This window comes from Microcoleus sp. A2-C3, assembly GCF_036706065.1.
In the GTDB taxonomy this organism is placed as follows: domain Bacteria; phylum Cyanobacteriota; class Cyanobacteriia; order Cyanobacteriales; family Microcoleaceae; genus Microcoleus.
Genome location: NZ_JAUBVX010000038.1, coordinates 1 through 22,333 on the forward strand (window position 1 = coordinate 1; position 22,333 = coordinate 22,333).

At 44.0% G+C, this 22,333-nt stretch carries 24 protein-coding genes; 16 read left to right on the forward strand and 8 right to left on the reverse strand.

Annotated elements, in window-relative coordinates:
- Window positions 1-96: 96 nt before the first annotated feature.
- From QUB66_RS20050 to QUB66_RS20065, 4 genes are read left to right on the forward strand one after another with little or no spacing between them, the layout of a single operon-like run.
- A complete protein-coding gene (locus QUB66_RS20050; RefSeq protein WP_332969463.1) occupies window positions 97-342 on the forward strand; it encodes a hypothetical protein in 246 nt (81 codons plus the stop codon).
- Window positions 333-785, forward strand: coding sequence for an HNH endonuclease (locus QUB66_RS20055; protein ID WP_332969464.1), 453 nt, complete (start codon window positions 333-335; stop codon window positions 783-785). Before QUB66_RS20050 ends, QUB66_RS20055 begins: the two co-directional genes overlap by 10 nt.
- A gap of 58 nt (window positions 786-843) precedes the next feature.
- Window positions 844-2,175, forward strand: coding sequence for a ParA family protein (locus QUB66_RS20060; RefSeq protein ID WP_332969466.1), 1,332 nt, complete (start codon window positions 844-846; stop codon window positions 2,173-2,175).
- On the forward strand, window positions 2,172-2,852 hold the full coding sequence (locus tag QUB66_RS20065; RefSeq protein WP_332969467.1) for a Rho termination factor N-terminal domain-containing protein: 681 nt from the start codon (window positions 2,172-2,174) through the stop codon (window positions 2,850-2,852). Before QUB66_RS20060 ends, QUB66_RS20065 begins: the two co-directional genes overlap by 4 nt.
- Before the next feature lie 9 nt (window positions 2,853-2,861).
- Here the strand turns inward: QUB66_RS20065 and QUB66_RS20070 are convergent, their stop codons facing one another.
- The 5 genes from QUB66_RS20070 to QUB66_RS20090 form a co-directional block, all read right to left on the reverse strand.
- A complete protein-coding gene (locus QUB66_RS20070; RefSeq protein WP_332969468.1) occupies window positions 2,862-3,293 on the reverse strand; it encodes an HNH endonuclease in 432 nt (143 codons plus the stop codon).
- Between the two features lie 5 nt (window positions 3,294-3,298).
- Complete coding sequence (locus QUB66_RS20075; protein WP_332969469.1) at window positions 3,299-3,673, reverse strand: hypothetical protein; 375 nt, start codon at window positions 3,671-3,673, stop codon at window positions 3,299-3,301.
- 45 nt (window positions 3,674-3,718) lie between these two features.
- Window positions 3,719-4,078 (reverse strand): DUF433 domain-containing protein, encoded by a 360-nt coding sequence (locus QUB66_RS20080; protein ID WP_332969470.1) that lies wholly within the window; start codon window positions 4,076-4,078, stop codon window positions 3,719-3,721.
- A 62-nt stretch (window positions 4,079-4,140) separates the two neighbouring features.
- Complete coding sequence (locus QUB66_RS20085) at window positions 4,141-4,263, reverse strand: hypothetical protein (RefSeq protein ID WP_332969471.1); 123 nt, start codon at window positions 4,261-4,263, stop codon at window positions 4,141-4,143.
- Window positions 4,264-4,361: 98 nt separating this feature from the next.
- Complete coding sequence (locus tag QUB66_RS20090) at window positions 4,362-4,706, reverse strand: ArsR/SmtB family transcription factor (RefSeq protein ID WP_332969473.1); 345 nt, start codon at window positions 4,704-4,706, stop codon at window positions 4,362-4,364.
- 241 nt (window positions 4,707-4,947) lie between these two features.
- On the opposite strand from QUB66_RS20090, the gene QUB66_RS20095 reads away from it, so the two are divergent.
- The 4 genes from QUB66_RS20095 (at window position 4,948) to QUB66_RS20110 (ending at window position 7,802) form a co-directional block, all read left to right on the forward strand.
- Entirely contained in the window at window positions 4,948-5,649 is a 702-nt protein-coding gene (locus tag QUB66_RS20095) for an MBL fold metallo-hydrolase (RefSeq protein WP_332969475.1), read from the forward strand.
- Between the two features lie 27 nt (window positions 5,650-5,676).
- Window positions 5,677-6,225 carry a rhodanese-like domain-containing protein gene (locus QUB66_RS20100; RefSeq protein ID WP_332969476.1) on the forward strand — a complete coding sequence of 183 codons (549 nt, stop codon included), beginning with the start codon at window positions 5,677-5,679 and terminating at the stop codon, window positions 6,223-6,225.
- A gap of 10 nt (window positions 6,226-6,235) precedes the next feature.
- A complete protein-coding gene (locus tag QUB66_RS20105) occupies window positions 6,236-7,096 on the forward strand; it encodes a sulfite exporter TauE/SafE family protein (RefSeq protein WP_332969478.1) in 861 nt (286 codons plus the stop codon).
- Window positions 7,097-7,559: 463 nt separating this feature from the next.
- Window positions 7,560-7,802, forward strand: a complete 243-nt coding sequence (locus QUB66_RS20110; RefSeq protein WP_265235508.1) for a hypothetical protein — start codon at window positions 7,560-7,562, stop codon at window positions 7,800-7,802.
- On the opposite strand, the gene QUB66_RS20115 is transcribed toward QUB66_RS20110, so the two are convergent.
- Window positions 7,788-8,081, reverse strand: a complete 294-nt coding sequence (locus QUB66_RS20115) for a hypothetical protein (RefSeq protein ID WP_332969479.1) — start codon at window positions 8,079-8,081, stop codon at window positions 7,788-7,790. The two genes, QUB66_RS20110 and QUB66_RS20115, sit on opposite strands and share 15 nt — an antisense overlap.
- 708 nt (window positions 8,082-8,789) lie before the next feature.
- Here QUB66_RS20115 and QUB66_RS20120 point away from each other — a divergent pair.
- Window positions 8,790-11,267 carry a phosphoketolase family protein gene (locus QUB66_RS20120; protein ID WP_332969480.1) on the forward strand — a complete coding sequence of 826 codons (2,478 nt, stop codon included), beginning with the start codon at window positions 8,790-8,792 and terminating at the stop codon, window positions 11,265-11,267.
- Between the two features lie 182 nt (window positions 11,268-11,449).
- Here the strand turns inward: QUB66_RS20120 and QUB66_RS20125 are convergent, their stop codons facing one another.
- A complete protein-coding gene (locus tag QUB66_RS20125; RefSeq protein WP_332969482.1) occupies window positions 11,450-11,659 on the reverse strand; it encodes a DUF433 domain-containing protein in 210 nt (69 codons plus the stop codon).
- Window positions 11,660-11,755: 96 nt separating this feature from the next.
- Here QUB66_RS20125 and QUB66_RS20130 point away from each other — a divergent pair, with 96 nt between their 5' ends.
- The 3 genes from QUB66_RS20130 to QUB66_RS20140 are packed head-to-tail and all read left to right on the forward strand — an operon-like array spanning window position 11,756 to window position 14,197.
- Window positions 11,756-12,841: an AAA family ATPase gene (locus tag QUB66_RS20130; RefSeq protein WP_332969483.1), complete on the forward strand. Its 1,086-nt coding sequence runs from the start codon at window positions 11,756-11,758 to the stop codon at window positions 12,839-12,841.
- A complete protein-coding gene (locus tag QUB66_RS20135) occupies window positions 12,834-13,526 on the forward strand; it encodes a DUF3226 domain-containing protein (protein WP_332969485.1) in 693 nt (230 codons plus the stop codon). The genes QUB66_RS20130 and QUB66_RS20135 overlap by 8 nt, the downstream gene beginning before the upstream one ends.
- A gap of 32 nt (window positions 13,527-13,558) precedes the next feature.
- Window positions 13,559-14,197 carry a histidine phosphatase family protein gene (locus QUB66_RS20140; protein ID WP_332969487.1) on the forward strand — a complete coding sequence of 213 codons (639 nt, stop codon included), beginning with the start codon at window positions 13,559-13,561 and terminating at the stop codon, window positions 14,195-14,197.
- 41 nt (window positions 14,198-14,238) lie between these two features.
- Here the strand turns inward: QUB66_RS20140 and psaK are convergent, their stop codons facing one another.
- On the reverse strand, window positions 14,239-14,559 hold the full coding sequence (gene psaK, locus QUB66_RS20145) for a photosystem I reaction center subunit PsaK (protein WP_332969488.1): 321 nt from the start codon (window positions 14,557-14,559) through the stop codon (window positions 14,239-14,241).
- A 210-nt stretch (window positions 14,560-14,769) separates the two neighbouring features.
- On the opposite strand from psaK, the gene QUB66_RS20150 reads away from it, so the two are divergent.
- From QUB66_RS20150 to QUB66_RS20165, 4 genes are all read left to right on the forward strand, one after another.
- Entirely contained in the window at window positions 14,770-15,984 is a 1,215-nt protein-coding gene (locus QUB66_RS20150; RefSeq protein ID WP_332969490.1) for an acetate kinase, read from the forward strand.
- A gap of 1,507 nt (window positions 15,985-17,491) precedes the next feature.
- Entirely contained in the window at window positions 17,492-20,176 is a 2,685-nt protein-coding gene (locus QUB66_RS20155) for a CHAT domain-containing protein (protein ID WP_332969491.1), read from the forward strand.
- Window positions 20,177-20,530: 354 nt separating this feature from the next.
- Window positions 20,531-20,848, forward strand: coding sequence for a hypothetical protein (locus tag QUB66_RS20160; protein ID WP_332969492.1), 318 nt, complete (start codon window positions 20,531-20,533; stop codon window positions 20,846-20,848).
- A gap of 18 nt (window positions 20,849-20,866) precedes the next feature.
- On the forward strand, window positions 20,867-22,315 hold the full coding sequence (locus QUB66_RS20165; protein ID WP_332969494.1) for a hypothetical protein: 1,449 nt from the start codon (window positions 20,867-20,869) through the stop codon (window positions 22,313-22,315).
- Window positions 22,316-22,333: the final 18 nt, after the last annotated feature.

Below are 22,333 nucleotides of genomic sequence, written 5' to 3' on the forward strand. Positions count from 1 at the left end.
TTTTTATTGTCACAATCAATCATTGCATATAATTATATCATAATAAGTGTAGATAATGATTTAGGATTGCTATAGTAACTGAGTAGTAGAATCACTATGATAGCTGAACTTATGGTACAACCTTCCTACTGGATCGATCGGGAGATTTCGATTCAGAAAGTCAGAGATCTTTACTTATTCAAATTTACGGAAAATCTGCAAGCCAGATTAGAAGAATTAGCCGAGAGAAAAAAGGCTAATGTTTTAACTTCAGAAGAGGTTGTAGAATTAGCAAGCTTACTCGAACTAGATAGGATTTTTACCTTAATTAACGCTAAAGTTATAGCAGCCTCATGTCCGTAAACCGAGCCACTAGAAATTTAGTAAGAAGTAAAGCTAATTTTCTTTGTGAATATTGCCATTCAGCGGAAGAAAGTAGCTCTACTTTGTTTACGATAGACCATATTTTACCTCGCTCAATAGGTGGTAGCGATGAACTTGACAACTTAGCTTTAGCTTGTCATCGCTGTAATAATAATCGCTATAATTTTGTGACTGCTACTGACCCAGAAACACAACAAGAAGTAACTTTGTTTAACCCCCGTCAACAGCAATGGTCTGAGCATTTTAACTGGTCTGCGGATGGTTTAGAAATAATGGGTATTACTCCAACAGGTAGGGGAACCTGCGATCGATTAGACCTTAACGATCTATATCATAATGAAGGAGCGATTATCAGAGCTCGTCGTTTATGGATTAGGGCAGGGTGGCATCCTCCCTCTAGCGATCCTCGCCAAAATTCATAATAATATAGTCATTTATAGTGATATACTCAGATAAAATTATTCCTTAATTTTCCTTCCCATGAATGCCCCAGCCACTACCCTTCAAGCTGCATTACAAAGTCTTCCTCAAAGCGCTTCTGAAGCTATTGTCAGTGCTCATTTTTCACCTCAGTTTTTGCAAGCATTGGGGTTTCAATCTGATGAGGTTGTTCCCCAATATGACACTAATGGTGGAATAGTCGATCTAGCAGCTAGAAAAACTCTTGGAAATGATATCTTCTTACACACAAAATCTAATCCCTATCTCCTTGTAGAGCTAAAAGGAAAAGATATCAATCTTACTGAAGGTACACCAGCATACTTAAAAACAGTTAATCAACTTAAGCGACAGTTACTTGGTTCTAATTGCACGTCAGCCGAATGGGGAATTCTTACCAACTCATCCCATGTTCAACTGTTTAGAAAGCATGGCAAAGTAATCTTCCCAGCGACTCAATGCTTGGCTCTGGACTTTAATAATGTTGATCAAGTTATTTGTGATATAAAAAAGAAGATTGCAGCACCCAGTAGAGCCTTGACAGTAACCATCTATAATAACAAAGGAGGTGTTGGCAAAACAACTACAACAGTTAACCTCGCAGGTATTTTAACTTTCTTGGGCAAGAAAGTTTTGGTAATAGATTTTGATTTCAATCAACAAGATTTAACAAGTGCTTTGGGTATTCCTGTTAGTGCAGGGCTTGTTAAAAAAGCTCTCACAGACAAGAACATAGGTCTAAAATCTGCCGTGGTTCCATATAAATTTTCTAATAGAAAATTACAACTCAGTTTTGATATTATTCCTGCTGACAATGAACTGGCTAACGAGTCTGAGGATCAACTTCGCGCGTTAATGCAATGGCGTACACTGTACAAGAAGCTCGACTTTGCAAGGCAGGACTATGATTATATTTTGATTGATTCATCCCCGAATTGGCGTTTCATTAGTCAAGTTGCGGTATATGCCGCTGATGTTATTCTTATTCCTACAAAGCACAACAACCTCTTTTCCCTAGAGAATGCGGCAAAGGCAATTCAGAAATTCATCCCTGAAATACAAGCCGATAAACAATATGGAAATCCTATGGCCTTACCAATCTTTCTTAATGGAGAAAAAATTACACAACCACAGCTAGAAGTTGCTCAACAAGCAATCAACAATATTCTTGTAAATGCCAAAAAAGAAGGGTTTAACCTACGGCCCTACTTCTACCCTAAGTACACCACTGCGAAAAAAGACTTACATATTCATCAAGTACCAAGTTACGCTAACATAGCTAATGCTGCCTTCTCACGCATTCCTGCTGTTTATCGAGATCGTTCTGCCCATGACTACTACAAAAATTTAGCGAAGGAGTATTTTTTACAATGAAAATTTCTAACATTATTGGCAGTTTGATGCATCTCTACATAGATGAAATCGACCCAGGGGATGCTACTGATGCCCCTGAGTTTTTGATCAAAGCTAGTGCAAACATACTTAAACAAAAGGGTGGACGAAACTGGATTCCAGTTATCGTGAAAGAAACTGGTGAAGACAGGTATCAAGTTATTAGTAATTCTTTTGTTTATGCTGTAGCACAAGAAGCTGGGCTAGAAAGAGTATGGTGCATTATTGCTAATGATAGTGATGATACTACTACACTCACTAAAATTCTTGCAGGTGAGGAAAAGCCTAAAATTAATCTTTCCACAGCATCCAGAGATGAAATTATGGCAGCATTGCAATATTTGATTGAACAGCCGAACAGCGATCTAAAATCAGTTAAACTTGCTGTAGCTACAAATCGAATTGATGAGGCTCCTCGTCTGTATTGGAAAAATTTTGAGCCAATCACAAGCTTGAAATGCGGTATTACCAAAGGCAAAAAACTTGACGCAATTAAGAGTGTATTTTATCTGACTCCCCAATCAATGCCAGATACGATAAACGACGTGACTATTCTCAGAACAATGACTACTGTTGAATTAAAAGCAATAGCCAAGAAAAGAGGAATTGCTGGCATAACTAAGATGAAGAAAGATGCTCTGATTGAGGCGCTAAGCTAATGGGCTCTGTTATGAAAGACTTGAATCTGTTGGCGGATGCCATCCAGCACTAACCCACTGACGCCTAACAGTAACAGCAATATTATTGTTTAGTTGTAGTGCTATAACTGTGGCACGACCGCAATCTGTAAGTCCAATAATTTCTGTAGCGTCTTCACTCCAAGCAAAATATTGTGACCATTGTTGAGTACGCGGATTAAATAACTTAACGTGCTTTTGCGTGACCGGATCTAATGCGTCAGTTTGGGTTCCTTTATAATTATTGCACAAACTACAAGCCAGCCAGAGATTTTCTTCCTCATCAGTACCGCCAATCGCTTTAGGAATAATATGGTCAATTTCCAATATTCCCAGGACATACATTTGTAAACTGCGACAATAACCGCATCGGTTTTGAGCTTGTGCGCGAACTCTGGCTCGAACTTGTTCGGAGATTGCCATTGTGATTATCCTTTTAATGGTTCGAGTAAGCCGCGCTGCACAGCTTCATTTAAAGCTTGAGCTTGTCGCAGTAGTCGAGTTTCATAGATGTGGATTAATGCCTGCAATTCATCGCGTTCTACAGAGGCAATTGTACCGGATTGTTGGCGGTCTAGCAATTCACTTAATCGTTGTTCTTGGATTGGTTGCAGCCGGAGTTGAGTCTGAGCGATTACTTCTGCATCAGACAATTCTGATACTGGTTTAGAAGTTGGTGGTAATAGGAAATTTTCCAGAGTTTCTACTAGAATCTCACTGACGCTGCGGTGGCGTTGCTGCGCTAGCAATTCTGCTTGGTGATAGACTTCATCTGGCAAATTTAGCGTGATTTGGGCGGTCATAGGTGGAAGGCTATGAAACGAATATTTATATTATGGCATATTTTACTAATTGATATTTTCAGGTGTATCTAAGATTTCGTCTGCCTCGTCATTCTCGCGGATAGCTATTTCAATTTCATCTGGGAAAGCGGCCGCGTAAGCCCAGGCATTTGCTAAATCAGTAGCAGTTAGTGTGGGATAGTTCTCTAAGAGTTGGGATTCCTTCATACCCAAGTGGCGAAAACTCACCAACACCCAAACAGAAATCCGAGTCTTTCTAATACAAGCATCACCGCCGCAGACACCGGGAGTTTTGCTAATTCCTTGCCAGGTGTTAGCTAAATCTTGGGTTAATAATTGAATAACTTGAGCTTTCTCGCTTGGCGTCAAGGCTAGGAGTTGTGCTTCTAATTCTTGAATTTTCATACAACCTGTTTGATTTATAAATTATGTATCTATTTGATATTGTAGGGCGATCGCCCTATTAGTTAGGTTTCTTGCAAAACGTTGTGAATTAATTCTGCTGCTAGTTCTAGTTTATCGCGGTGAGTGAGGGCTTCCATGTCAACAGTGACTGCTGAGTGCCGTTGCGATCGCACCACGCACCCCATCAATAACCTCTCGTTTGCCTAAAATCTCCCGGGCCAGCAGAAAGGCGATACGGGCGATCGCAGGTGCAGAAATAACTAAACCGGTACAGAGAGTTCAATTAGGATTTACGCAATCCATCCAATTCTTTCAATTGTTGCGACTGTTCTTGCAATCGAATTTCCAGACTCTGGCAAACAAGTTCGCATAAATTGAAAATCATTGGATCGATAATTTCATAGTAAACACTGATTCCTTGGGGCTGTCGTTGCACAATACCTGCTTGCGTCAAAATTTTCAGGTGTTTGGACACATTGGCTTGTCCTAACCCTGTCTCTTCAATAATTTCAGTGACATTTTTAGCACCATTTTTAAGCGCACACAGCACTTGCAGCCGACTCAATTCTGATAGAACTTTGAAATAGTCAGCAACCTGAGCAAGAGCGGAAACGGGAATCTGAGGCATAGGTGGAAGTATAGCAGTTGACAGTTGACAGTTGACAGTTGAAATGAGGAATGACTTACTAGATATGGGTTTGGGTCTTTCCTACAGTTGCATTATTTTTGTCAGAAACCGGGTTTTTTTACGAAAATCTTTCGCTGGAGCAACGCGGATTAGGTGAAAAACCCGGTTTCGAGGAGTCTTTATTGCATTATACTACTATATCGTGATATGATGAATTTATCAATATTGGAGGCTGTCAGCTATGCTGTTTCGTCAGTTGTTCGATCGGGAAACCAGTACCTATACTTATCTGATTGCCGATCGCATTTCCAAAGAAGCCCTACTGGTCGATCCAGTTCTGGAGCAGGTGGAACGCGACCTCAAGCTGCTCAAAGAATTGGGGTTAACCTTGCGCTATTGCGTGGAAACGCACGTTCATGCCGATCACATCACGAGCGCCTCAAAGCTGCGGGAGGCGACAGGATGCTTGACTGTGGTGCCATACCCGGCACAGGTAGGCTGTGCTGACAAGTTTATTCACCACGGCGAAACGCTCAAAGTTGGGGCGGTGGTAGTTCAAGCGATCGCCACTCCCGGACACACAGACAGCCACATGGCATATCTCGCGAACAACACTCACCTGCTAACCGGTGACGCTCTATTCATTCGAGGCTGTGGACGCACTGATTTTCAAAGCGGCGATGCGGGAACATTGTTCGATTCAGTCACTCAGCAATTGTTTACTTTACCAGATTCAACATTGATTTATCCGGGACATGACTATCGCGGGCAAACCGTATCTTCAATTGAGGAAGAGAAACACTGGAATCCTCGGTTTACAGGGCGAAGCCGCGACGAGTTTATTCAATTCATGAATGCGTTGGATCTGCCTAATCCTCAAAAAATCATGGAAGCAGTACCAGCCAATAAACAGTGTGGCAACTCAAGCCAACTTTCTGCCTAAATTTTTCAGAATACTTAGAGAAAAACCATGACACTATCTAACAATGTGCAACTTCAAGAAATTGATGCCCAAACTTTAAAACAGTGGCTCGAAGAAAACTCAGTAATGCTGGTAGATGTTCGAGAACCTGCTGAATATGCCGCCGAACATATTCCCGGCGCAAAATTACACCCGCTCTCAAAATTTGACCCGCAGCAAATAATTCCTGCAACAGGACAAAAACTTGTACTGTACTGTCAATCGGGAAATCGTTCCGCCAAAGCCAGCAGACAGTTGCTAGAGGCAGGCTTTGATTATGTTAGCCATCTCCGGGGTGGGATTCCTACGTGGAAAAATGCGGGCTATCCCATAGAAAAAAATGAAAATGCACCGATTAGTCTGTTTCGTCAAATACAGATGGTTGCTGGCTCTTTAGTCTTACTCGGCACAGTTTTAGGGGTATTTGTTTCCTCTAATTTTTTATTTTTGAGCGGATTTGTGGGGGCTGGGCTAGTGTTTGCCGGAGTTACAAACACTTGTGCAATGGGAATGCTATTGTCAAAATTGCCCTATAACCAACAAGCGGGAAAACCCTAGGGATAACCTGATGATTTTGATACTAGGTTATTTGCTGGCAATTGCGATCGGCATCAGCTTGGGGTTGCTGGGCGGTGGAGGCTCTGTGCTAGCATTGCCTGTGCTGGTTTATGTGATGGGAATTGCGCCTAAACCTGCGATCGGCATGACTTTAATTATTGTTGGCACTGTTAGCTTGGTGGGGGTGATTCCCCATGCTAGACGCGGCAATCTTGCTCTCAAACAGGGGGCGATATTTGGTTCTGCGACGATGCTAGGGGCATATCTGGGGGCGCGGATTGCTACGCTACCATTGGTTACGAGTGCATTGCAGATGACTTTATTTGCACTGTCGATGCTGCTGGCTGCTGGCTTGATGATTTATCGGACATCTAAAGCAGAGCCTGTATTAAGTACGACGGATGAATTAAATTCCATTCAGTACATAAAACCTGTTTGCAAATATTGCTGGTTGTGGTTGATGACTGAAGGGCTTGGCGTGGGAATTTTGACTGGGTTAGTCGGTGTTGGTGGCGGGTTTGCGATCGTACCTGCGTTGGTTTTGTTGGGAAATGTCCCTATGAAAAAAGCGATCGGCACGTCTTTGTTAATTATTTCCTGCAATTCCCTAGCTGGTCTACTCGGTTATTTAGGGCATATTTCCTTAGACTGGAATCTCACAGTTTCATTTACATTTTTGGCTGGATGTGGGACTTTAATAGGAGCTTATCTGGCACAGTTTGTCTCCGCGCAACAACTTCAAAAAGGATTTGGTTATTTTCTCTTGGTAGTTGCTGCATTTGTGTTGGCGCAGAATCGTCATAGCTTCGAGTCACCGCAGGAATCTTCGGCTTACCCGCAATCTCACAATAGGGTGCAGCGGATGCAATAGAGGCGATCGAGAATAGTCGGCATTTGTCTGTCGTCACTGACTTCTGTTACTGTTATTTTTTGCATTTTCTGTAGGACACTTTAGCATTATGAGGATCGGGGACGCTCACACTACAAATGCAAAACTGAGATGCACCCGATCGTTCGGATTTCAGTTCTTTAAATTCTCTTATTTTGTGTCATAAATATCGGGGCGGTTCGATCGCCCGCCCCGACATTTTTTGAGACATATCAACTCAAACTCTTGTCAAGCCTAGCTGTTGGGCTTGCTTGTCGCCAGCCGGCAAAATCAGCCTATTTACTTATTGACAATTGCTCTTCTCTGTTAAATTGTCAGGGATATCACATAAAAGTTAAAAAATGTATCAAAAACAACAGAAAGTACCAAATGTTTTATGTAGGGCTCTATAATTGAGAAACGAAACAAGATAAGAGGCGCGATCGCTATGGATATGAATATGGATATGAATGAAAACTTAGATTGGGAAGAAGCATTTGAGTACCGAGCGGGCTTGACAGTAGAATTGAAGTCCCAGCCTGGAGTTTTGCATAAGATCGCTTACTATGAAGTGATGATGGTACCCCCCATCTGGTTAGAAAATGACCCGCGTCCCCGGTATCCTCACGAACTGCTAGTCGTTTCCCACCAGCCAACTGTGTCCAATATTTGCCGGATTTCAGAGTGTCCTGTTTTAGTCGGGTCTTAGATTTTTTTCAGCGGGAAATATCGGCGATGGGTTATAGCCAGCAATCAAACCGATGCAGTGATTTTCTGGTTGAGATTGCTTTGCTTTACGGTGTGGCGATCGACTTAATATATAGATGGCGGCGACTGTGCGATCGACTCGAATCAATTTTCCCCTCAGAGTCTCAGCAGTAGAGATCGCATCATTCATATTAGCAGTTAGTCTACCAATACCGTTATTTCGGGTGCAGCCCACAATACCGCAGCAGGTTCCAGCTTGTCTAGTTAAAATAAATCGCACTGGTTGACAATCAAAACAGCCCGATTTTCAACGATCGCAAATGCGCTAATACATCCTCGCTCGAATAGTCTAGCGTTTCCTGCTTTTTGAACAGTCACGACATCGGGTTCAAAAGAACGCAGGTTATGCGCGACTTCTTGGGACAATCTTCGCCTCCCACAGTCTTCTCTATACTTCTTGCAAAAATTACAAATTATCTGAAATTATCTGCGTCTATCTGTGTTGAATCTGCCTTTCATCTGCGGTTCATGTATCGATTCCGTGAAAGATGAATTGAGCGCGTGCGATCGCCCTCGATAACTTTTTACATTTATTGTTTAGATTTATTATCAATAATTCTGACCTCTACCTGAAGCAGAATTTTCATGACTTGCACGACACAGCCGGCGACGCGCAGTATATACCGATCGCCCCGCAACCCGCGCCCTACAAAAACTCTTGCATAATTCGTATTTTCTATTGCAGAATTCCTTGAGCCCTCGCTAGTTGCCGCATTTCTAGCCTCAAAATTGCGCGATGTTTAGTAAAAAATTAAGATTCATTTAAACTTTGATATAGACAAAAACGATATACAATTCAATTGTTTGTGCAAAACAAAGGGAATAAAAATAGCAAATATTACAGATCGCAAAATATTACCTATCGCACTTGCTAAATAACTTTCCAAAAAACTTTACCAAACCACCAAAACTCAGGAGTCAACAGCCGATGACGTTAGGAACCACCGAGATCCCGCAATTAAAGCCGCTTTCCGACTCAGAACTACGCAAAATGAACGCCTACTGGCGGGCCGCCAACTATTTGTCCGTCGGACAAATCTATCTCCTCGACAACCCGCTACTCAAAGAAAAACTCAAACTCGAACACGTCAAACCGAGACTCCTCGGACATTGGGGCACCACTCCAGGCCTCAACTTCATCTACGTTCACCTCAACCGCATCATCAAAGCCCAAGACATTAACGCCATCTACATCGCAGGCCCCGGACACGGCGGGCCCGGCTTGGTGGCTAACACCTATCTCGAAGGCACTTATAGCGAATATTACTCGAACATTTCCGAAGATGAAGAAGGGATGAAACGGCTGTTCAAACAGTTTTCGTTTCCCGGCGGTATCCCCAGCCACGTCGCCCCGGAAACTCCCGGTTCGATTCACGAAGGCGGCGAACTCGGCTACGCCCTCGTCCACGCCTACGGGGCGGCCTTCGACAATCCCGATTTGATTGTGGCGGCTGTTGTCGGCGACGGGGAAGCAGAAACGGGCCCGTTGGCTGCTAGCTGGCATTCTAACAAGTTTCTCAACCCGGTTCGGGACGGGGCCGTGTTGCCGATTTTGCACCTCAACGGCTACAAAATTGCGAATCCTACCGTGTTGACCCGCATTCCTCGCGAGGAATTGGAAAGTTTGATGGTTGGTTACGGCTACAAGCCTTATTGGGTGGAGGGTTCAGACCCGGAAACGATGCACCGGTTGATGGCTGAAACTCTTGATCGGGCGATCGGCGAAATTAAGGCGATTCAGGAAAAAGCCCGGACTGAAGGTTTTACCGATCGCCCGCAGTGGCCGATGATTGTGATGAAAACTCCCAAGGGCTGGACTGGGCCCAAGGAGGTTGATGGTAAGAAAACTGAGGGCTCTTGGCGATCGCACCAAGTACCGTTAGCACAAATGGCTTCTAAGCCCGGACACGTCCAACTCCTCGAAGATTGGATGAAAAGCTACAAGCCCGAAGAACTCTTTGACGACAAGGGTAAACTGATTGCAGAATTGGCGGAACTTGCACCGAAGGGCGATCGACGGATGGGGGCAAATCCCCACGCTAACGGCGGCAAGCTGCTGCGAGACTTGAAAATGCCAAATTTTGCAGACTACGCCGTAGACGTGCAAAAACCTGGCACTACGATGGGCGAAGCAACTCGCGTGACTGGGCGATTCCTGCGAGACGTGATGAAACTCAATCACGAAAATGCTAATTTCCGAGTTGTCGGGCCGGACGAGACGGCCTCAAATCGCCTCGATCCGGTGTTTGAAGTGACGAGTCGGGAGTGGATGGCCCAAACTTTACCGGAAGATGACCACCTCTTCACCCCCGATGGGCGGGTGATGGAAGTCCTCAGCGAACATCTCTGTCAGGGATGGCTGGAAGGTTATTTGCTAACAGGAAGGCACGGATTTTTCTCTTGCTACGAGGCGTTTATTCACATCATTGATTCGATGTTCAACCAACACGCTAAATGGTTGAAAACTACTCGCGATATTCCTTGGCGCCGACCGATCGCCTCTCTCAACTATTTACTAACATCCCACGTTTGGCGGCAAGACCACAACGGTTTTTCTCACCAAGATCCGGGTTTTATCGACCACGTAATTAACAAGAAAGCGGAAGTTGTGCGGATTTATTTGCCGCCCGATGCGAACACTTTGCTATCTGTTACCGATCACTGTCTCCGCAGCCGCAACTACGTTAATGTGATTATTGCAGGGAAGCAGCCGGCTTTGCAGTATTTGGATATGGATGCTGCGATTAAACACTGTACGACTGGCCTCGGTATTTGGGAGTGGGCTAGCAATGATCGAGGTGGCGAACCGGATGTGGTGATGGCTTGTGCGGGCGATGTTCCGACGCTGGAAACTTTGGCGGCTGTTGACATTCTGCGCCGAGATTATCCCGATCTAAAAGTGCGGGTGGTAAATGTGGTGGATTTGATGACGCTGCAACCTACTAGCGAACATCCCCACGGTTTGTCCGATCGCGATTTTGATGCTTTGTTCACGAAGGATAAGCACGTAATTTTTGCTTTTCACGGCTATCCTTGGCTGATTCACCGCTTGACTTACCGCCGGACTAATCACTCAAATATTCACGTTCGCGGTTACAAGGAAGAGGGGACGACTACTACGCCGTTTGATATGGTGGTGATGAACGATCTCGATCGCTTCCATTTAGTTGGTGATGTACTCGATCGCGTTCCGAAACTGAGTTCTGTTGCAGCTTACGGCAAACAGGCTATGCGGGACAAGCTGATCGAGCACAAGCATTACATTAGGAAACACGGCGATGATATGCCGGAAATCCGCGATTGGAAGTGGCCGCATGGTGGCGCGGTTTCGTCGTCGGAAATGCCGAAGGAAACGAAAGATCCGGAGGTGGGTGAACACAGCGTGCGATCGGGCGCACCGGGTTAATAGGTTCGTAGTCAGGATTTTAGTCTTTCGTCAGCTAGATTGATGCGGACTAAAGTCCTTCCCTTTTTTCCCTAAGTCCTGTTAGAATGAATCATATTAATTCCGGTTGGATCGGAATTATTTAACCGCCGAGAACGCAGAGAACACAGAGGAAGATTAGAGAGAGATGAATAATTATGATGCTAAAATGAGCGTCGGGCGCGATCGAGTAGCACCTCAACTTGGGCGCGAGTTACTCCCGGAAACCATTCGAGAAACTGGTCAATAGAGGCTCCATCTTTAAGATTCTCGAAAAAGGCGGAAACAGGTACGCGCGTTCCCCGAAATACCCATGCACCACTCACCTTGGTTGGATGACGTTCAATGACTTCAAAAATGTCTACATTCTGCATGACGTTTCTCTAGTATAATTAAAAGAATGTAATATGTAAGTTATCTTAGCATAAATCCATCGCGATTTAGGATTTGTACATTCAAAAGAGGCGGCAATGCTTAAAGAAATAGAAATTCAAAATTTTAGGTGTTTTGAGAAGACCAAAATTTCTGGGTTTGAAAGAGTGAATTTAATCGGCGGCAAAAATAATGCTGGCAAGACAGCCTTGCTAGAAGCATTACTGCTCAATGACGCTCCACAAGCTAAGAGCTTGCTAATGCTGAAAGCGTTAAGAAGGGAGCCGTCAAAAGTTATGGAAGCCATGCCTGATAGGGCTTGGGATAACTTATTTTATGTACTTAACAAAGAGAGAGTTATAGTAATCAATGGAAAATATGAGAGTAACAAAACCAATCATATAGAAGTATCAATAGATAAGTCTAGTAATTTAAAAGAGATTTTCGCAGATAAAGACGCAGAGGAGATTATAGATTTTTTATCTAGTAACAATTCAGGTTTATCTGTACTAACTATTAACTTAACTAGAGATGGTGGAGAATCTATTAAATCCTCTGTAATCGCTAGCTCTAAGGGTATAATAAATTCGGGCATTCCCCATGCTGACGGCTCATCGCCCATCATTCCATCGTTTATGAGGATTTCGGGGAAAAATCTTACAGAAGCATACGATAGAGCGCGTTTGGATTTGGATAAAAAAGATAGCGAAGTTCTAAAAGCTTTTCAAGTTATCGATCCGGCGATAGAATCAGTAGAAAGTTTTTCGATCGGGGAACCAATGCTTTACTTGAGAAGAAAAGGTGAAAGCCGTTTACCTCTATCATTATTTGGAGATGCAATTAACCGAGTTGCAGATATTATCCTGAAACTGGTAAATCAGGAACACAAAATACTGTTAGTAGATGAAATAGAAAATGGTATTCACTATACTAATCAGCGAGATTTTTGGAGAACTTTGTTTAGGTTGGCGGTTGAACTTGATACTCAAATATTTGCAACAACTCACAGTTTAGAAATGCTTCAAGCATTTGCTGATGTTGGTTTAGAACCAAATCAGGAATGCAGCAGCGCATATTTTGAAATGGCAAAGAAATGGAAAACAGATCAAATAATCGGAATTCGGCGCGATTTGGAAACTTTGAATTACGCACTAGAGCATCAAGAAGGAGTGAGAGGTGAGTAATATTGTCATAGTAGAAAGTAAAAATGATAGAATTTTCATGCAGGCAATGGTTGAGAAACTAAACTGCGATCTCCAGGTAGCATCACCTATTTATATAAATGATTATAAAAGTTTGGACGGCTTGGACGAAACAAAGTTAATCTCTGCTTTAAAAAATTTAAAAGCAGAGATTCCAAAAAAAGGGGTAAAAAAAATAGGAATTATTATTGATATCGATAACTATTTAGAGCAAGAGCGGCTGGGATTGGTAAACAACTGTATAAAAAATGGGTTTGGAACTGAAACTGAAACTTTGTCAAGCACTAAACAATTTATCGATATTTGTGGAGATAATGGAACAAAAGCCCAATTGGCTTGTTACTTTACAAATGTTGGAGGTAAAGGCGAACTGGAAACGCTTTTAAAGGCAATCAAGGCTATAGAATCTCCTCATGCTGATTGTTTGAATAGCTGGAAAACTTGCATAGAAAGCCAGGGACAGCAAATTAACCAGAAAGGTTTTGATAAATTCTGGGTGAGCATCTATCTCAGGTATGATACTTGCTCAGATAACGAACAGCAACAAGCTGGCAGAAAATGCAGTATGTCTGGGTTTGATTATGTTATGGAACACAAAAAAAATATTTGGGATTGGGATAATCCTGCACTCGATGATTTGAAGGAGTTTTTTAAACTCTTTTGCTAACATAGTAAAATTCACACACAATTAACTAACTCATGAGCTTAAAAATTTACTTTGTGCGACACGGTGAAACAACTTACAGCAAGACTGGTGGCTACTGTGGCGACCTCGACGCAGAATTAACACCGGAAGGTTCTATGATGGCCGAACAGTTTGCTGCAACTTACGCAAAATTGCCTTGGAATGCTGTTTATGTCAGTCCCATGAAACGCACAATCGCTACGGCTAAACCTTTGTGCGATGCTGTGGGAATTGAAATGCAACTGCGCGATGGATTGAAGGAAATTAAGTACGGCAAGTGGGAAGGCGAAACGGTTGAATCGGTTCGCGAAAAATATGCTGATGATTATATTAATTGGTTGACGGAACCGGCTTGGAATCCACCGACTGAGGGGGAAACTTCTGTGCAAATTGCTAGCCGATCGTCCTTAGTGATTGCAGAAATTCAGGAAAAGTACAAGACTGGTAATGTTTTGGTGGTTTCCCACAAGGCGACTATTCGGATTATTCTGTGCAGTTTGTTGGGGATCGATTTGGGAAGTTATCGCCTTCGCATTGCGGCATTAGCAGCTTCTGTGAGTGTTGTCAAGTTTGATGTGCGCGGGCCGATGCTGGAGGTTTTGGGCGATCGCTCTTACATGGATGAAACTCTCCGCAATTTGCCCGGTACTTGAAATTGGCGGTAAGGTGCGCGATCGCACCCTACAGTCTGAAACTAAAGTGCGCCCAAGTAAGACAATCCTAAAATCGTACCTGCTCCCAAAATATGACCTAAGCAGAGACTTCCGACAAGCGCACCCAAGCTCAAACCGCCCACCAGATTCGCTGAGGGCGCGGCTGGGCCTGTGTGAGGATTTTTGATGGTTAAGCTGCCGAAAGCAATGGCTGCAACATTGCAAATAATCATAATTAAACCGATTTCGGGGCTCCACTCTACGGTTCTGGCGCTAACGGTTAGTAAAATTGTTGGCAACATGGCGATCGCATCCTTAATTTTTAGTGCATCAAAATCTGATGATGAAGATATATCAAACAACAGCAACCCGTGGCTACATATTGAATTAATTTTTAATAATTTGACATATTCCTTAACAAAGTTATAATTAGTGAATAGTTAACAATTAATACGGGTAGCCAACAACCGAGTTATTTAGCAAAATACACGGGTTCAAACTAGCACAAAAGCTAAAAATCTGGTTTCTTAGATCGGAGTGCGTAAGCCCTGAATTACCAATTACCAATTACCATGAAAATCCTAGTTTTAAATGCAGGTTCTAGTAGTCACAAAAGCTGCTTGTACGAACTAAATGACCGACTTCCCGATCGCGCGCCGCAACCCCTCTGGGAAGCGCAAATAGACTGGACTCACCGCGAAACTGCCGGGGAGTTGCAAGTCAAAACTGCTGCGGGCAATACGCTTGCGGAAGAATTCGCTTCAAATTCTCGATCCGAGGCGATCGCTCGGACGCTGGAGACTCTGTGGCAGGGAAAAACTCAAGTTATGAATAGTTTAAAGGACATTGATATTGTCGGTCATCGCGTCGTTCACGGCGGGCGAAAATATCAGCAAAGCAAGCTGATTTCGCCGGAAGTAAAAGAGGAAATTTCTCGTTTATCTGAGTTTGCTCCCGTCCACAATCCGGTTAATTTGGAAGGCATCGAAGCAATTGAAAAAATACTGGGAAATGTGCCGCAAGTTGCTGTTTTTGATACAGCTTTTCACGCTCAATTGCCGCCCGCTGCGTTTGTTTATCCTGGGCCCTACGAATGGCTGGAAGAGGGGATTCGCCGCTACGGTTTTCACGGCATTAGCCATCAATATTGCGCTCGCAGGGCTGCGGAAATTCTCAACCGCGATTCTGGCGATTTGCGGCTGATTAGCTGTCATTTGGGCAATGGATGCTCTCTGGCGGCGGTTCGCGGTGGCCGGTGTGTTGATACTACGATGGGTTTTACTCCTTTGGATGGTTTGATGATGGGAAGTCGATCGGGGGCGATCGATCCTGGTATCATAATTCATCTGTTAGGGCGATCGCACTTTACCGCTGAGGAACTAGATAATATTCTGAATCGGAAATCTGGTTTAAAAGGAATTTCTGGGGTTTCTAGCGATATGCGGCAAATTTTGGCAGCGATTAAAGATGGCAATTCTCGGGCTCAACTTGCTTTGGATATTTATGTGCACCGTTTGCGGGCTGGTATCGGGGCGATGTTGGCGAGTTTGGGCGGGTTGGATGCTTTGATTTTTACTGCGGGTGTTGGGGAAAATTCGGCGGTTGTGCGGGCTGCGGCTTGCGAGGTTTTTGGGTTTATTGGGTTAAGGTTGGATGGGGAGAATAATTTGAATTCACCGGTTGATGATGATGTGGCGGCGGTTGATTCTGCGGTGCGGGTTTTGGTGATTCATACTCAGGAAGATTGGGAGATTGCGCGGGAATGTTGGGAGATTTTTCGCGGATGATTTGGTGTTGAGTTAGGGGTTGTTTCGCGGTTTTGACGGCGGTTGAAACCGCGTCTACACAGACGAAACCCGCCTCCGCGGGTTGAAGAGTGGGGGGGTTTTTCGGCGGTTTTGACGGCGGTTGAAACCGCGTCTACACAGACGAAACCCGCCTCCGCGGGTTGAAGAGTGGAGGGGGTTTTGACGGCGGTTTTGACGGCGGTTGAAACCGCGTCTACACAGACGAAACCCGCCTCCGCGGGTTGAAGAGTGGGGGGTTTAAACCGATCGCCCTTTGTGCATTTAGACTATACTACAATATACTTAGCTTAATATTTGTTTGTCATTGCGAGCGTCTTAGCGAAGCAATCGCAGTGTCTATTTTTCACATCATTTTACTGACCGGATAATTTTAACCCAAGCATATTAGATTATACTCTGGATTTAGATTGACAAGTGCGATCGCCCTTCAACCCTCTATGACAACGAATATGAACGTCAACGATAAGCTCCAGACTATTTTAACCCAGTTGCGAGATCAATTCGAGCATCTGTATGGCGACTTAATGCTGAAAGCGCGCCCGTAGGGAAACGGCACTGCCGTCTCCGGCGAAGGACTATGCCAATCAAACATAAAATTTTGTAGGGTGTGTCGCCCTTCAAAATCCCTAAAAATAATCGACAATCTTATAGCGACGCACCACCCTACACAGTCCAAACAAACCAATATTTTTGTAATAACAAGATGTTGCATAATTGCTATTACAAAATTATTCCTGGATGCACCACCATCTAATACCAATTTTAACAAATAATGCAACAGTATTCTTGTCCCCCCCCTTTGCAAGGGGGGGCTAGGGGGGGTCGAAGAGTGTTGCACGATTTTAGAAAAATGGTATAAGAAACCGGGTTTTTTACTCGATATGTGGACTACAGCAAAAGATTTTCGGAAAAAACCAGGTTTCTGGCCCCCCGTGCGTAAGTTGTGAAATACAAAAAATTGTAGGGTGTGTCGCCCTTCAAAATCCCTGAAAAAAATCGACAATTTCATAGCGACGCACCAGCCTACACGATAATTGTAAGGTGCGTCGCTATGAGATTTTTACTCTTTTTTAGAGATTGTCGATGTATCCACACCCTACAGGATAATTGTAGGGTGTGTCGCCACTAAAAATCCCGAAAAAAATCGACAATTTCATAGCGACGCACCAGCCTACACGATAATTGCAAGGTGCGTCGCTATGAGATTTTTAGTCTTTTTCATAGATTGTCGATAGCGACACACCCTACAGGATAATTGTAGGGTGTGTCGCCCTTAAAAATCCCTAAAAAAAATCGACAATTTCATAGCGACGCACCAGCCTACACGATAATTGTAAGATGCGTCGCTATGAGATTTTTACTCTTTTTTAGAGATTGTCGATGGCGACACACCCTACATATACTCCAGACGATTTAGAAAGTCGGGTTTCCCCCTTGTTTTTCCCCGACAAAGAATGTAAAATTCTAAAAACATGGGTTGTAAGCAATGAACGAAGCGCGCCGCGAAGCTTATCAAAATCTGATTGAATCTCTCGTCACCTGTCCCAGCGAGGAAAAAATTGAGATCCTGGAAGCTAACCTAGAATTAATAGATGATGGTTTTGCCCAATATTTGCGAGAGTGGGCAACTGAAATTATGCCAACTTTGGATGCAGAACAAGCATACAATCGTGCTGATATTTTATGCAATTTGGGTATAAGTTTTTATAAGTTGCGTCAAGGCAGTCGGGCAAGTAATTTAGAGGTTGGTATTGCTTGTGTGGAGATAGCATTAACTGTCGTCACCCGCGAAGCTGACCGGGAAAAGTGGGCAATGTTTCAATTCTTTCTGGGAACTTTCTACCTCTACAGAATCAGAGGGGAAAAAGCCGAGAATCTGGAACAAGCGATCGCAGCTTTTGAGGCATCTTTGGAGATTTACACCCGCGACGCATTTCCCTTTGAATGGGCAGCGTGTCAAAATAATTTGGCGAGTGCGTACCTCTACAGAATCAGAGGGGAAAAAGCCGAGAATCTGGAACAAGCGATCGCAGCTTTTGAGGCATCCTTGAAGATTTACACCAGCGACGCATTTCCCTTTGAATGGGCAACGTGTCAAAATAATTTGGCGAATGCGTACCACAACAGAATCAGAGGGGAAAAAGCCGATAATCTCGAACTGGCGATCGCAGCTTTTAAGGCATCATTGGAGATTTACACCCGCGACGCATTTCCCTTTGAATGGGCAAGAAGTCAAAATAATTTGGGGCTTGCTTACCTCAACAGAATCAGAGGCGAAAAAGCCGATAATCTCGAAGGCGCGATCGCAGCTTGTGAGGCATCCTTGGAAATTTACACCCGCGAGGCATTTCCCGAAGACTGGGCAAGGAGTCAAAATAATTTGGGGATGGCGTACCTATGCAGAATCAGAGACGAAAAAGCCGATAATCTCGAACGGGCGATCGCAGCTTATCAATTAGCTTTAAAAATTCGCACCCGCGACGCATTTCCCATAGACAATGCTTACACCTTATATTGCCTTGGAGTTACCTACCAGCAAAAATCCCAACTCCCAGAAGCATACAATACCTTTAACTCTGCCATCGAGACAGTCGAATTAATGCGGAGTGAAATCATTATCGGCGGCGAAGCAGACAGACAGAAATTAGCCGAAGAATGGAATGTACTTTATCAGTCAATGGTAGAAGTTTGCCTAGACATGAAAAACTCCACAGCCGCCCTAGAATACGTCGAACGCAGCAAAACCAGAAACCTCGTAGAATTGTTTCACAAAGTCCGCAGCCTCCCCAGCCAAGTACAGCGAATTAGTTTTGCAGAAATTCGCAGCCTGCTAGCAGAAAACGAAGCAATTTTAGAATGGTACATTACCAAAAAGGGCTTTAAAGTTTTCATTATTACCCGCGACTCTCCTCAACCGGATGTCTGGCAATCTTCCTATCAAGACTTGCAAGCATTACAAGAGTTACAACAGGAATATCTCGATGACATCAAAGACGAGGAAAAATACGACAACTGGAAAAACCAACTAGACAGCCGCCTGGAAAAATTAGCCCAGATTCTGCACATCGACGAAATAATTACTCGCCTCCCCGAAAACTGCCAAAAATTAATCTTAGTTCCCTTCCGATACTTGCACCTATTCCCCCTACACGCCCTCACCAGCAGCCGAGAAAAAGCCGACAAAACCGTAGAAACTGGATGTCTTCTCGAACTTTTCCCAGGCGGCGTGAGATACACTCCCAGTTGCCAACTTTTGCAATTATCTCAGCGGAAAAATCTGACAGCGGAAGACACATCACCCCGCAAATTTTTTGCCATCCAAAACCCCACAGAAGATTTAGACTTCACCGACATCGAAGTCGAAGCCATTGCCAAATCCTTCAATCCCGCCGAAGTATTGAGTCGGCAAAACGCCAGCAAAACAGGATTGCAACAACAACTTGCCAGCTTGCAAAATGCCGATATCGCCCACTTTTCCTGTCACGGCTTCTTCGACTTTCTCAATCCCGAAAAATCCGCATTAATCCTAGCCGGCGCAAAGATAACCCCCCTTAATCCCCCCTTGGTAAGGGGGGAGACAGGAGATGATTTCCCATTGGTTAGTGAGGAAACAGAAGGTAATCAAACTCCCCCCCTTAGCAAGGGGGGGCTGGGGGGGGTTCCCTCCGAAGAAAAGCGTTATATTCGTTCCCGCCGAGGCGAAACCTTCGACATCGCAGAATGCCTGACACTGACAGAAATCTTCGATTTGCAGTTAAGTAAGTGCCGTTTAGTAGCCCTTTCTGCCTGCGAAACAGCGTTAACCGATGCTAGGAATACTACAGATGAGTATATCGGATTGACTAGCGGTTTTTTCTATGCCGGGGCGACGAGTGTACTCAGCACTTTGTGGGCTGTAAATGACGTATCTACCGCCATTTTAATGATAAAATTTTATGAACTTTTGGGTTCAAAAAGTCGGCCTGCTGTGTCTATCGCTTTGCGCGAGTCTCAGTTGTGGCTGCGGGATTTAAGCGTAGGAGATTTGCTAAAATGGACAGCAGCCTCGGAGTTGCTGAGTAGCGAACACAAGGAGAAAATTCAAAGCAAATACAGTCGCGGTTACAAACAGGATTATCAACCTTACCAATCTCCTATGTATTGGGCGCCTTTCTGCGCGGTTGGACAATAAGCGTTGGTATCAGAAACCGGGTTTCTTGGCGCTGAATTGTCGCGGGGATTCAGAAACCGGGTTTCTTCCGAGATTTTCGGTTCCACTTGAGTTTTCTCGTAGAAACCCGGTTTCTTGGCGCTGAATTGTCGCGGGGATTCAGAAACCGGGTTTCTTCCGAGATTTTCGGTTCCACTTGAGTTTTCTCGTAGAAACCGGGTTTCTTGGCGCTGAATTGTCGCGGGGATTCAGAAACCGGGTTTCTACCGAGATTTTCGGTTCCACTTGAGATTTCTCAGAGAAACCCGGTTTCTTTGACCTTAGTGCTAAATTTAGGAAATGATAACATTACTATAATTCAAGGAGAAATTGGCCATGACAGATGAACAATTTATTTCTGGTTTCCTAGCAGTCTTTGAAACCAAGCCCGAAGTATTTGAACAATTCGGGGCGGCTGACGCTTTAGCAAATCTCAGCAACACGATATCCCAGATGGCGGATTCATCAAACAAGGAAGTAGCAGATGCCATTGGTAACTGGTGTCAAGACTATCCTAAAATAACAGATGAGATCAATTTAATGGCTAGAAAAATCAAACCCCAAGCCACGAAAACAGAAGGACAAAACGAAAGACTATCAAATCGCTACCCAGAATTACCCGAAAATCTAAAAAAACGAATTCCCAAATCCTAGCCACCACGCCAATATAATATGAGTGATAAAATTTCTGCCCCCAATGTTTATTTATACGCTTTCCAACTGCACAATGACAGTAAGGGCAGCAATAATCTTCTGTGGAAACACTGCGACAACATCCTCGCCAACTTCACCGATGAAACAGTAACGCCCAATCTAGTTTTCCCCCAAAAGTCTCACAGCAACCGCAACGATTTGCTGCCAAATGTCCTCCTAGGATTCAACAGCAATCCACCCCTAGAAGGTTTTGTCCAGCCGCTACAAATTCAAGATAGCTATGCTTTCTGCTTAAATATCGGTTGCCCGGAAGACGGCACGGCTGATAATGTAGATGTCGATTTAATCAAGAAATTTAACCCAAATCAAGCCTTACTTATCAACGGCGATGACAACTTTTTAGGTCAAACTCTCCTCATCACCGCATGGCTTCCAGAAAACTCATCGGATAATTTAAAACTCCTAAAATCCCTCGCCGATGAATGCCGCAATGCTTTATTCCAAGGTGATTCACTACCTCCATTCTACCGTTCCGGTAAATTATTCGGTAGTCCAATTTTTGAATACGGTTCAATTGCCGATATTGCGAATTACCGCCACTTGCTTGTCTGGCTGCTAGCCGACAAACAAGCCGACAAGGATTTTAATACTTGCCAGGAAGAAATACTAGATTTGTTTTTTCACCGCAACAAAATCATCAAAGCTTTTCAAGACAGCCGCAAAGTTTACCATGAACTCGATCGCGAATACGCCGAAATAGAGGACGATATAGAGTATCTCCAGCAGCAACTCACCCAAGGTTTCAGTTCATTGGCACCGGAAAAATTGCAGAGTTTTAAGGAACAGCTAAAAGTTCTCCTCCGCAAAGGCTTGTCATATACTCGCCTGCTGCGAAAACTTGAAGATTATGATAATTGTATTGCGATAAATCTTAATAATTACACTGACTTTTTGCAGACAATTTGTGATATACTAGAAACCGATAAGGAAGAACCATCTATATTAAATGGTGTCAGTATAAAAATAGATAAGGAAGAACTATCTATATTAAATAATTTCAGTATAAAAACCGCTCCTTATTTCCGATCGCAAATTGCAGGAGATTTAGGATACTTCCGCCACGGGACAGACCTAATCGAACAGGCGATCGCCTCAATCCGCGGCATAGTAGAAATAGAACAAGCCAAGAACGATCGCACAAACCAGATCGCACTCCGCAACAGCGAACTCGGAGAGAAAGATCGGGACGATCGCCTAGAAAGCAAAGTACAGGCGATCGGCGTAGGTTTAGCAGCAGGCGGTATCGCAGCATCCAGCGGTACAGACAAACTCTTCGAGACAGTCCAAAACCATCAAATCCCAGTTGTAATGCACCTGCATCCCTTTGCATTCTCATTTTTATTGAGTTTCGCGATCGCCCTTTTCGCAGCCGGCATCACCTGGTGGCGCACAAAACCGAAAAAATAGGCAAAAAGGTCGATCGCA

What these genes read in the sequence shown, in the direction of transcription:
- QUB66_RS20100 (WP_332969476.1), top strand. Translation starts at nt 5,677, where the DNA reads ATGACACTATCTAACAATGTGCAACTTCAAGAAATTGATGCCCAAACT.
- QUB66_RS20060 (WP_332969466.1), top strand. Translation starts at nt 844, where the DNA reads ATGAATGCCCCAGCCACTACCCTTCAAGCTGCATTACAAAGTCTTCCT.
- QUB66_RS20140 (WP_332969487.1), top strand. Translation starts at nt 13,559, where the DNA reads ATGAGCTTAAAAATTTACTTTGTGCGACACGGTGAAACAACTTACAGC.
- QUB66_RS20085 (WP_332969471.1), bottom strand. Translation starts at nt 4,263, where the DNA reads ATGGGGTGCGTGGTGCGATCGCAACGGCACTCAGCAGTCACTGTTGAC.
- QUB66_RS20155 (WP_332969491.1), top strand. Translation starts at nt 17,492, where the DNA reads ATGAACGAAGCGCGCCGCGAAGCTTATCAAAATCTGATTGAATCTCTC.
- QUB66_RS20095 (WP_332969475.1), top strand. Translation starts at nt 4,948, where the DNA reads ATGCTGTTTCGTCAGTTGTTCGATCGGGAAACCAGTACCTATACTTAT.
- QUB66_RS20070 (WP_332969468.1), bottom strand. Translation starts at nt 3,293, where the DNA reads ATGGCAATCTCCGAACAAGTTCGAGCCAGAGTTCGCGCACAAGCTCAA.
- QUB66_RS20130 (WP_332969483.1), top strand. Translation starts at nt 11,756, where the DNA reads ATGCTTAAAGAAATAGAAATTCAAAATTTTAGGTGTTTTGAGAAGACC.
- QUB66_RS20065 (WP_332969467.1), top strand. Translation starts at nt 2,172, where the DNA reads ATGAAAATTTCTAACATTATTGGCAGTTTGATGCATCTCTACATAGAT.
- QUB66_RS20050 (WP_332969463.1), top strand. Translation starts at nt 97, where the DNA reads ATGATAGCTGAACTTATGGTACAACCTTCCTACTGGATCGATCGGGAG.
- QUB66_RS20150 (WP_332969490.1), top strand. Translation starts at nt 14,770, where the DNA reads ATGAAAATCCTAGTTTTAAATGCAGGTTCTAGTAGTCACAAAAGCTGC.
- QUB66_RS20055 (WP_332969464.1), top strand. Translation starts at nt 333, where the DNA reads ATGTCCGTAAACCGAGCCACTAGAAATTTAGTAAGAAGTAAAGCTAAT.
- QUB66_RS20080 (WP_332969470.1), bottom strand. Translation starts at nt 4,078, where the DNA reads ATGAAAATTCAAGAATTAGAAGCACAACTCCTAGCCTTGACGCCAAGC.
- QUB66_RS20160 (WP_332969492.1), top strand. Translation starts at nt 20,531, where the DNA reads ATGACAGATGAACAATTTATTTCTGGTTTCCTAGCAGTCTTTGAAACC.
- QUB66_RS20120 (WP_332969480.1), top strand. Translation starts at nt 8,790, where the DNA reads ATGACGTTAGGAACCACCGAGATCCCGCAATTAAAGCCGCTTTCCGAC.
- QUB66_RS20105 (WP_332969478.1), top strand. Translation starts at nt 6,236, where the DNA reads ATGATTTTGATACTAGGTTATTTGCTGGCAATTGCGATCGGCATCAGC.
- QUB66_RS20090 (WP_332969473.1), bottom strand. Translation starts at nt 4,706, where the DNA reads ATGCCTCAGATTCCCGTTTCCGCTCTTGCTCAGGTTGCTGACTATTTC.
- QUB66_RS20075 (WP_332969469.1), bottom strand. Translation starts at nt 3,673, where the DNA reads ATGACCGCCCAAATCACGCTAAATTTGCCAGATGAAGTCTATCACCAA.
- QUB66_RS20110 (WP_265235508.1), top strand. Translation starts at nt 7,560, where the DNA reads ATGAATGAAAACTTAGATTGGGAAGAAGCATTTGAGTACCGAGCGGGC.
- QUB66_RS20125 (WP_332969482.1), bottom strand. Translation starts at nt 11,659, where the DNA reads ATGCAGAATGTAGACATTTTTGAAGTCATTGAACGTCATCCAACCAAG.
- QUB66_RS20165 (WP_332969494.1), top strand. Translation starts at nt 20,867, where the DNA reads ATGAGTGATAAAATTTCTGCCCCCAATGTTTATTTATACGCTTTCCAA.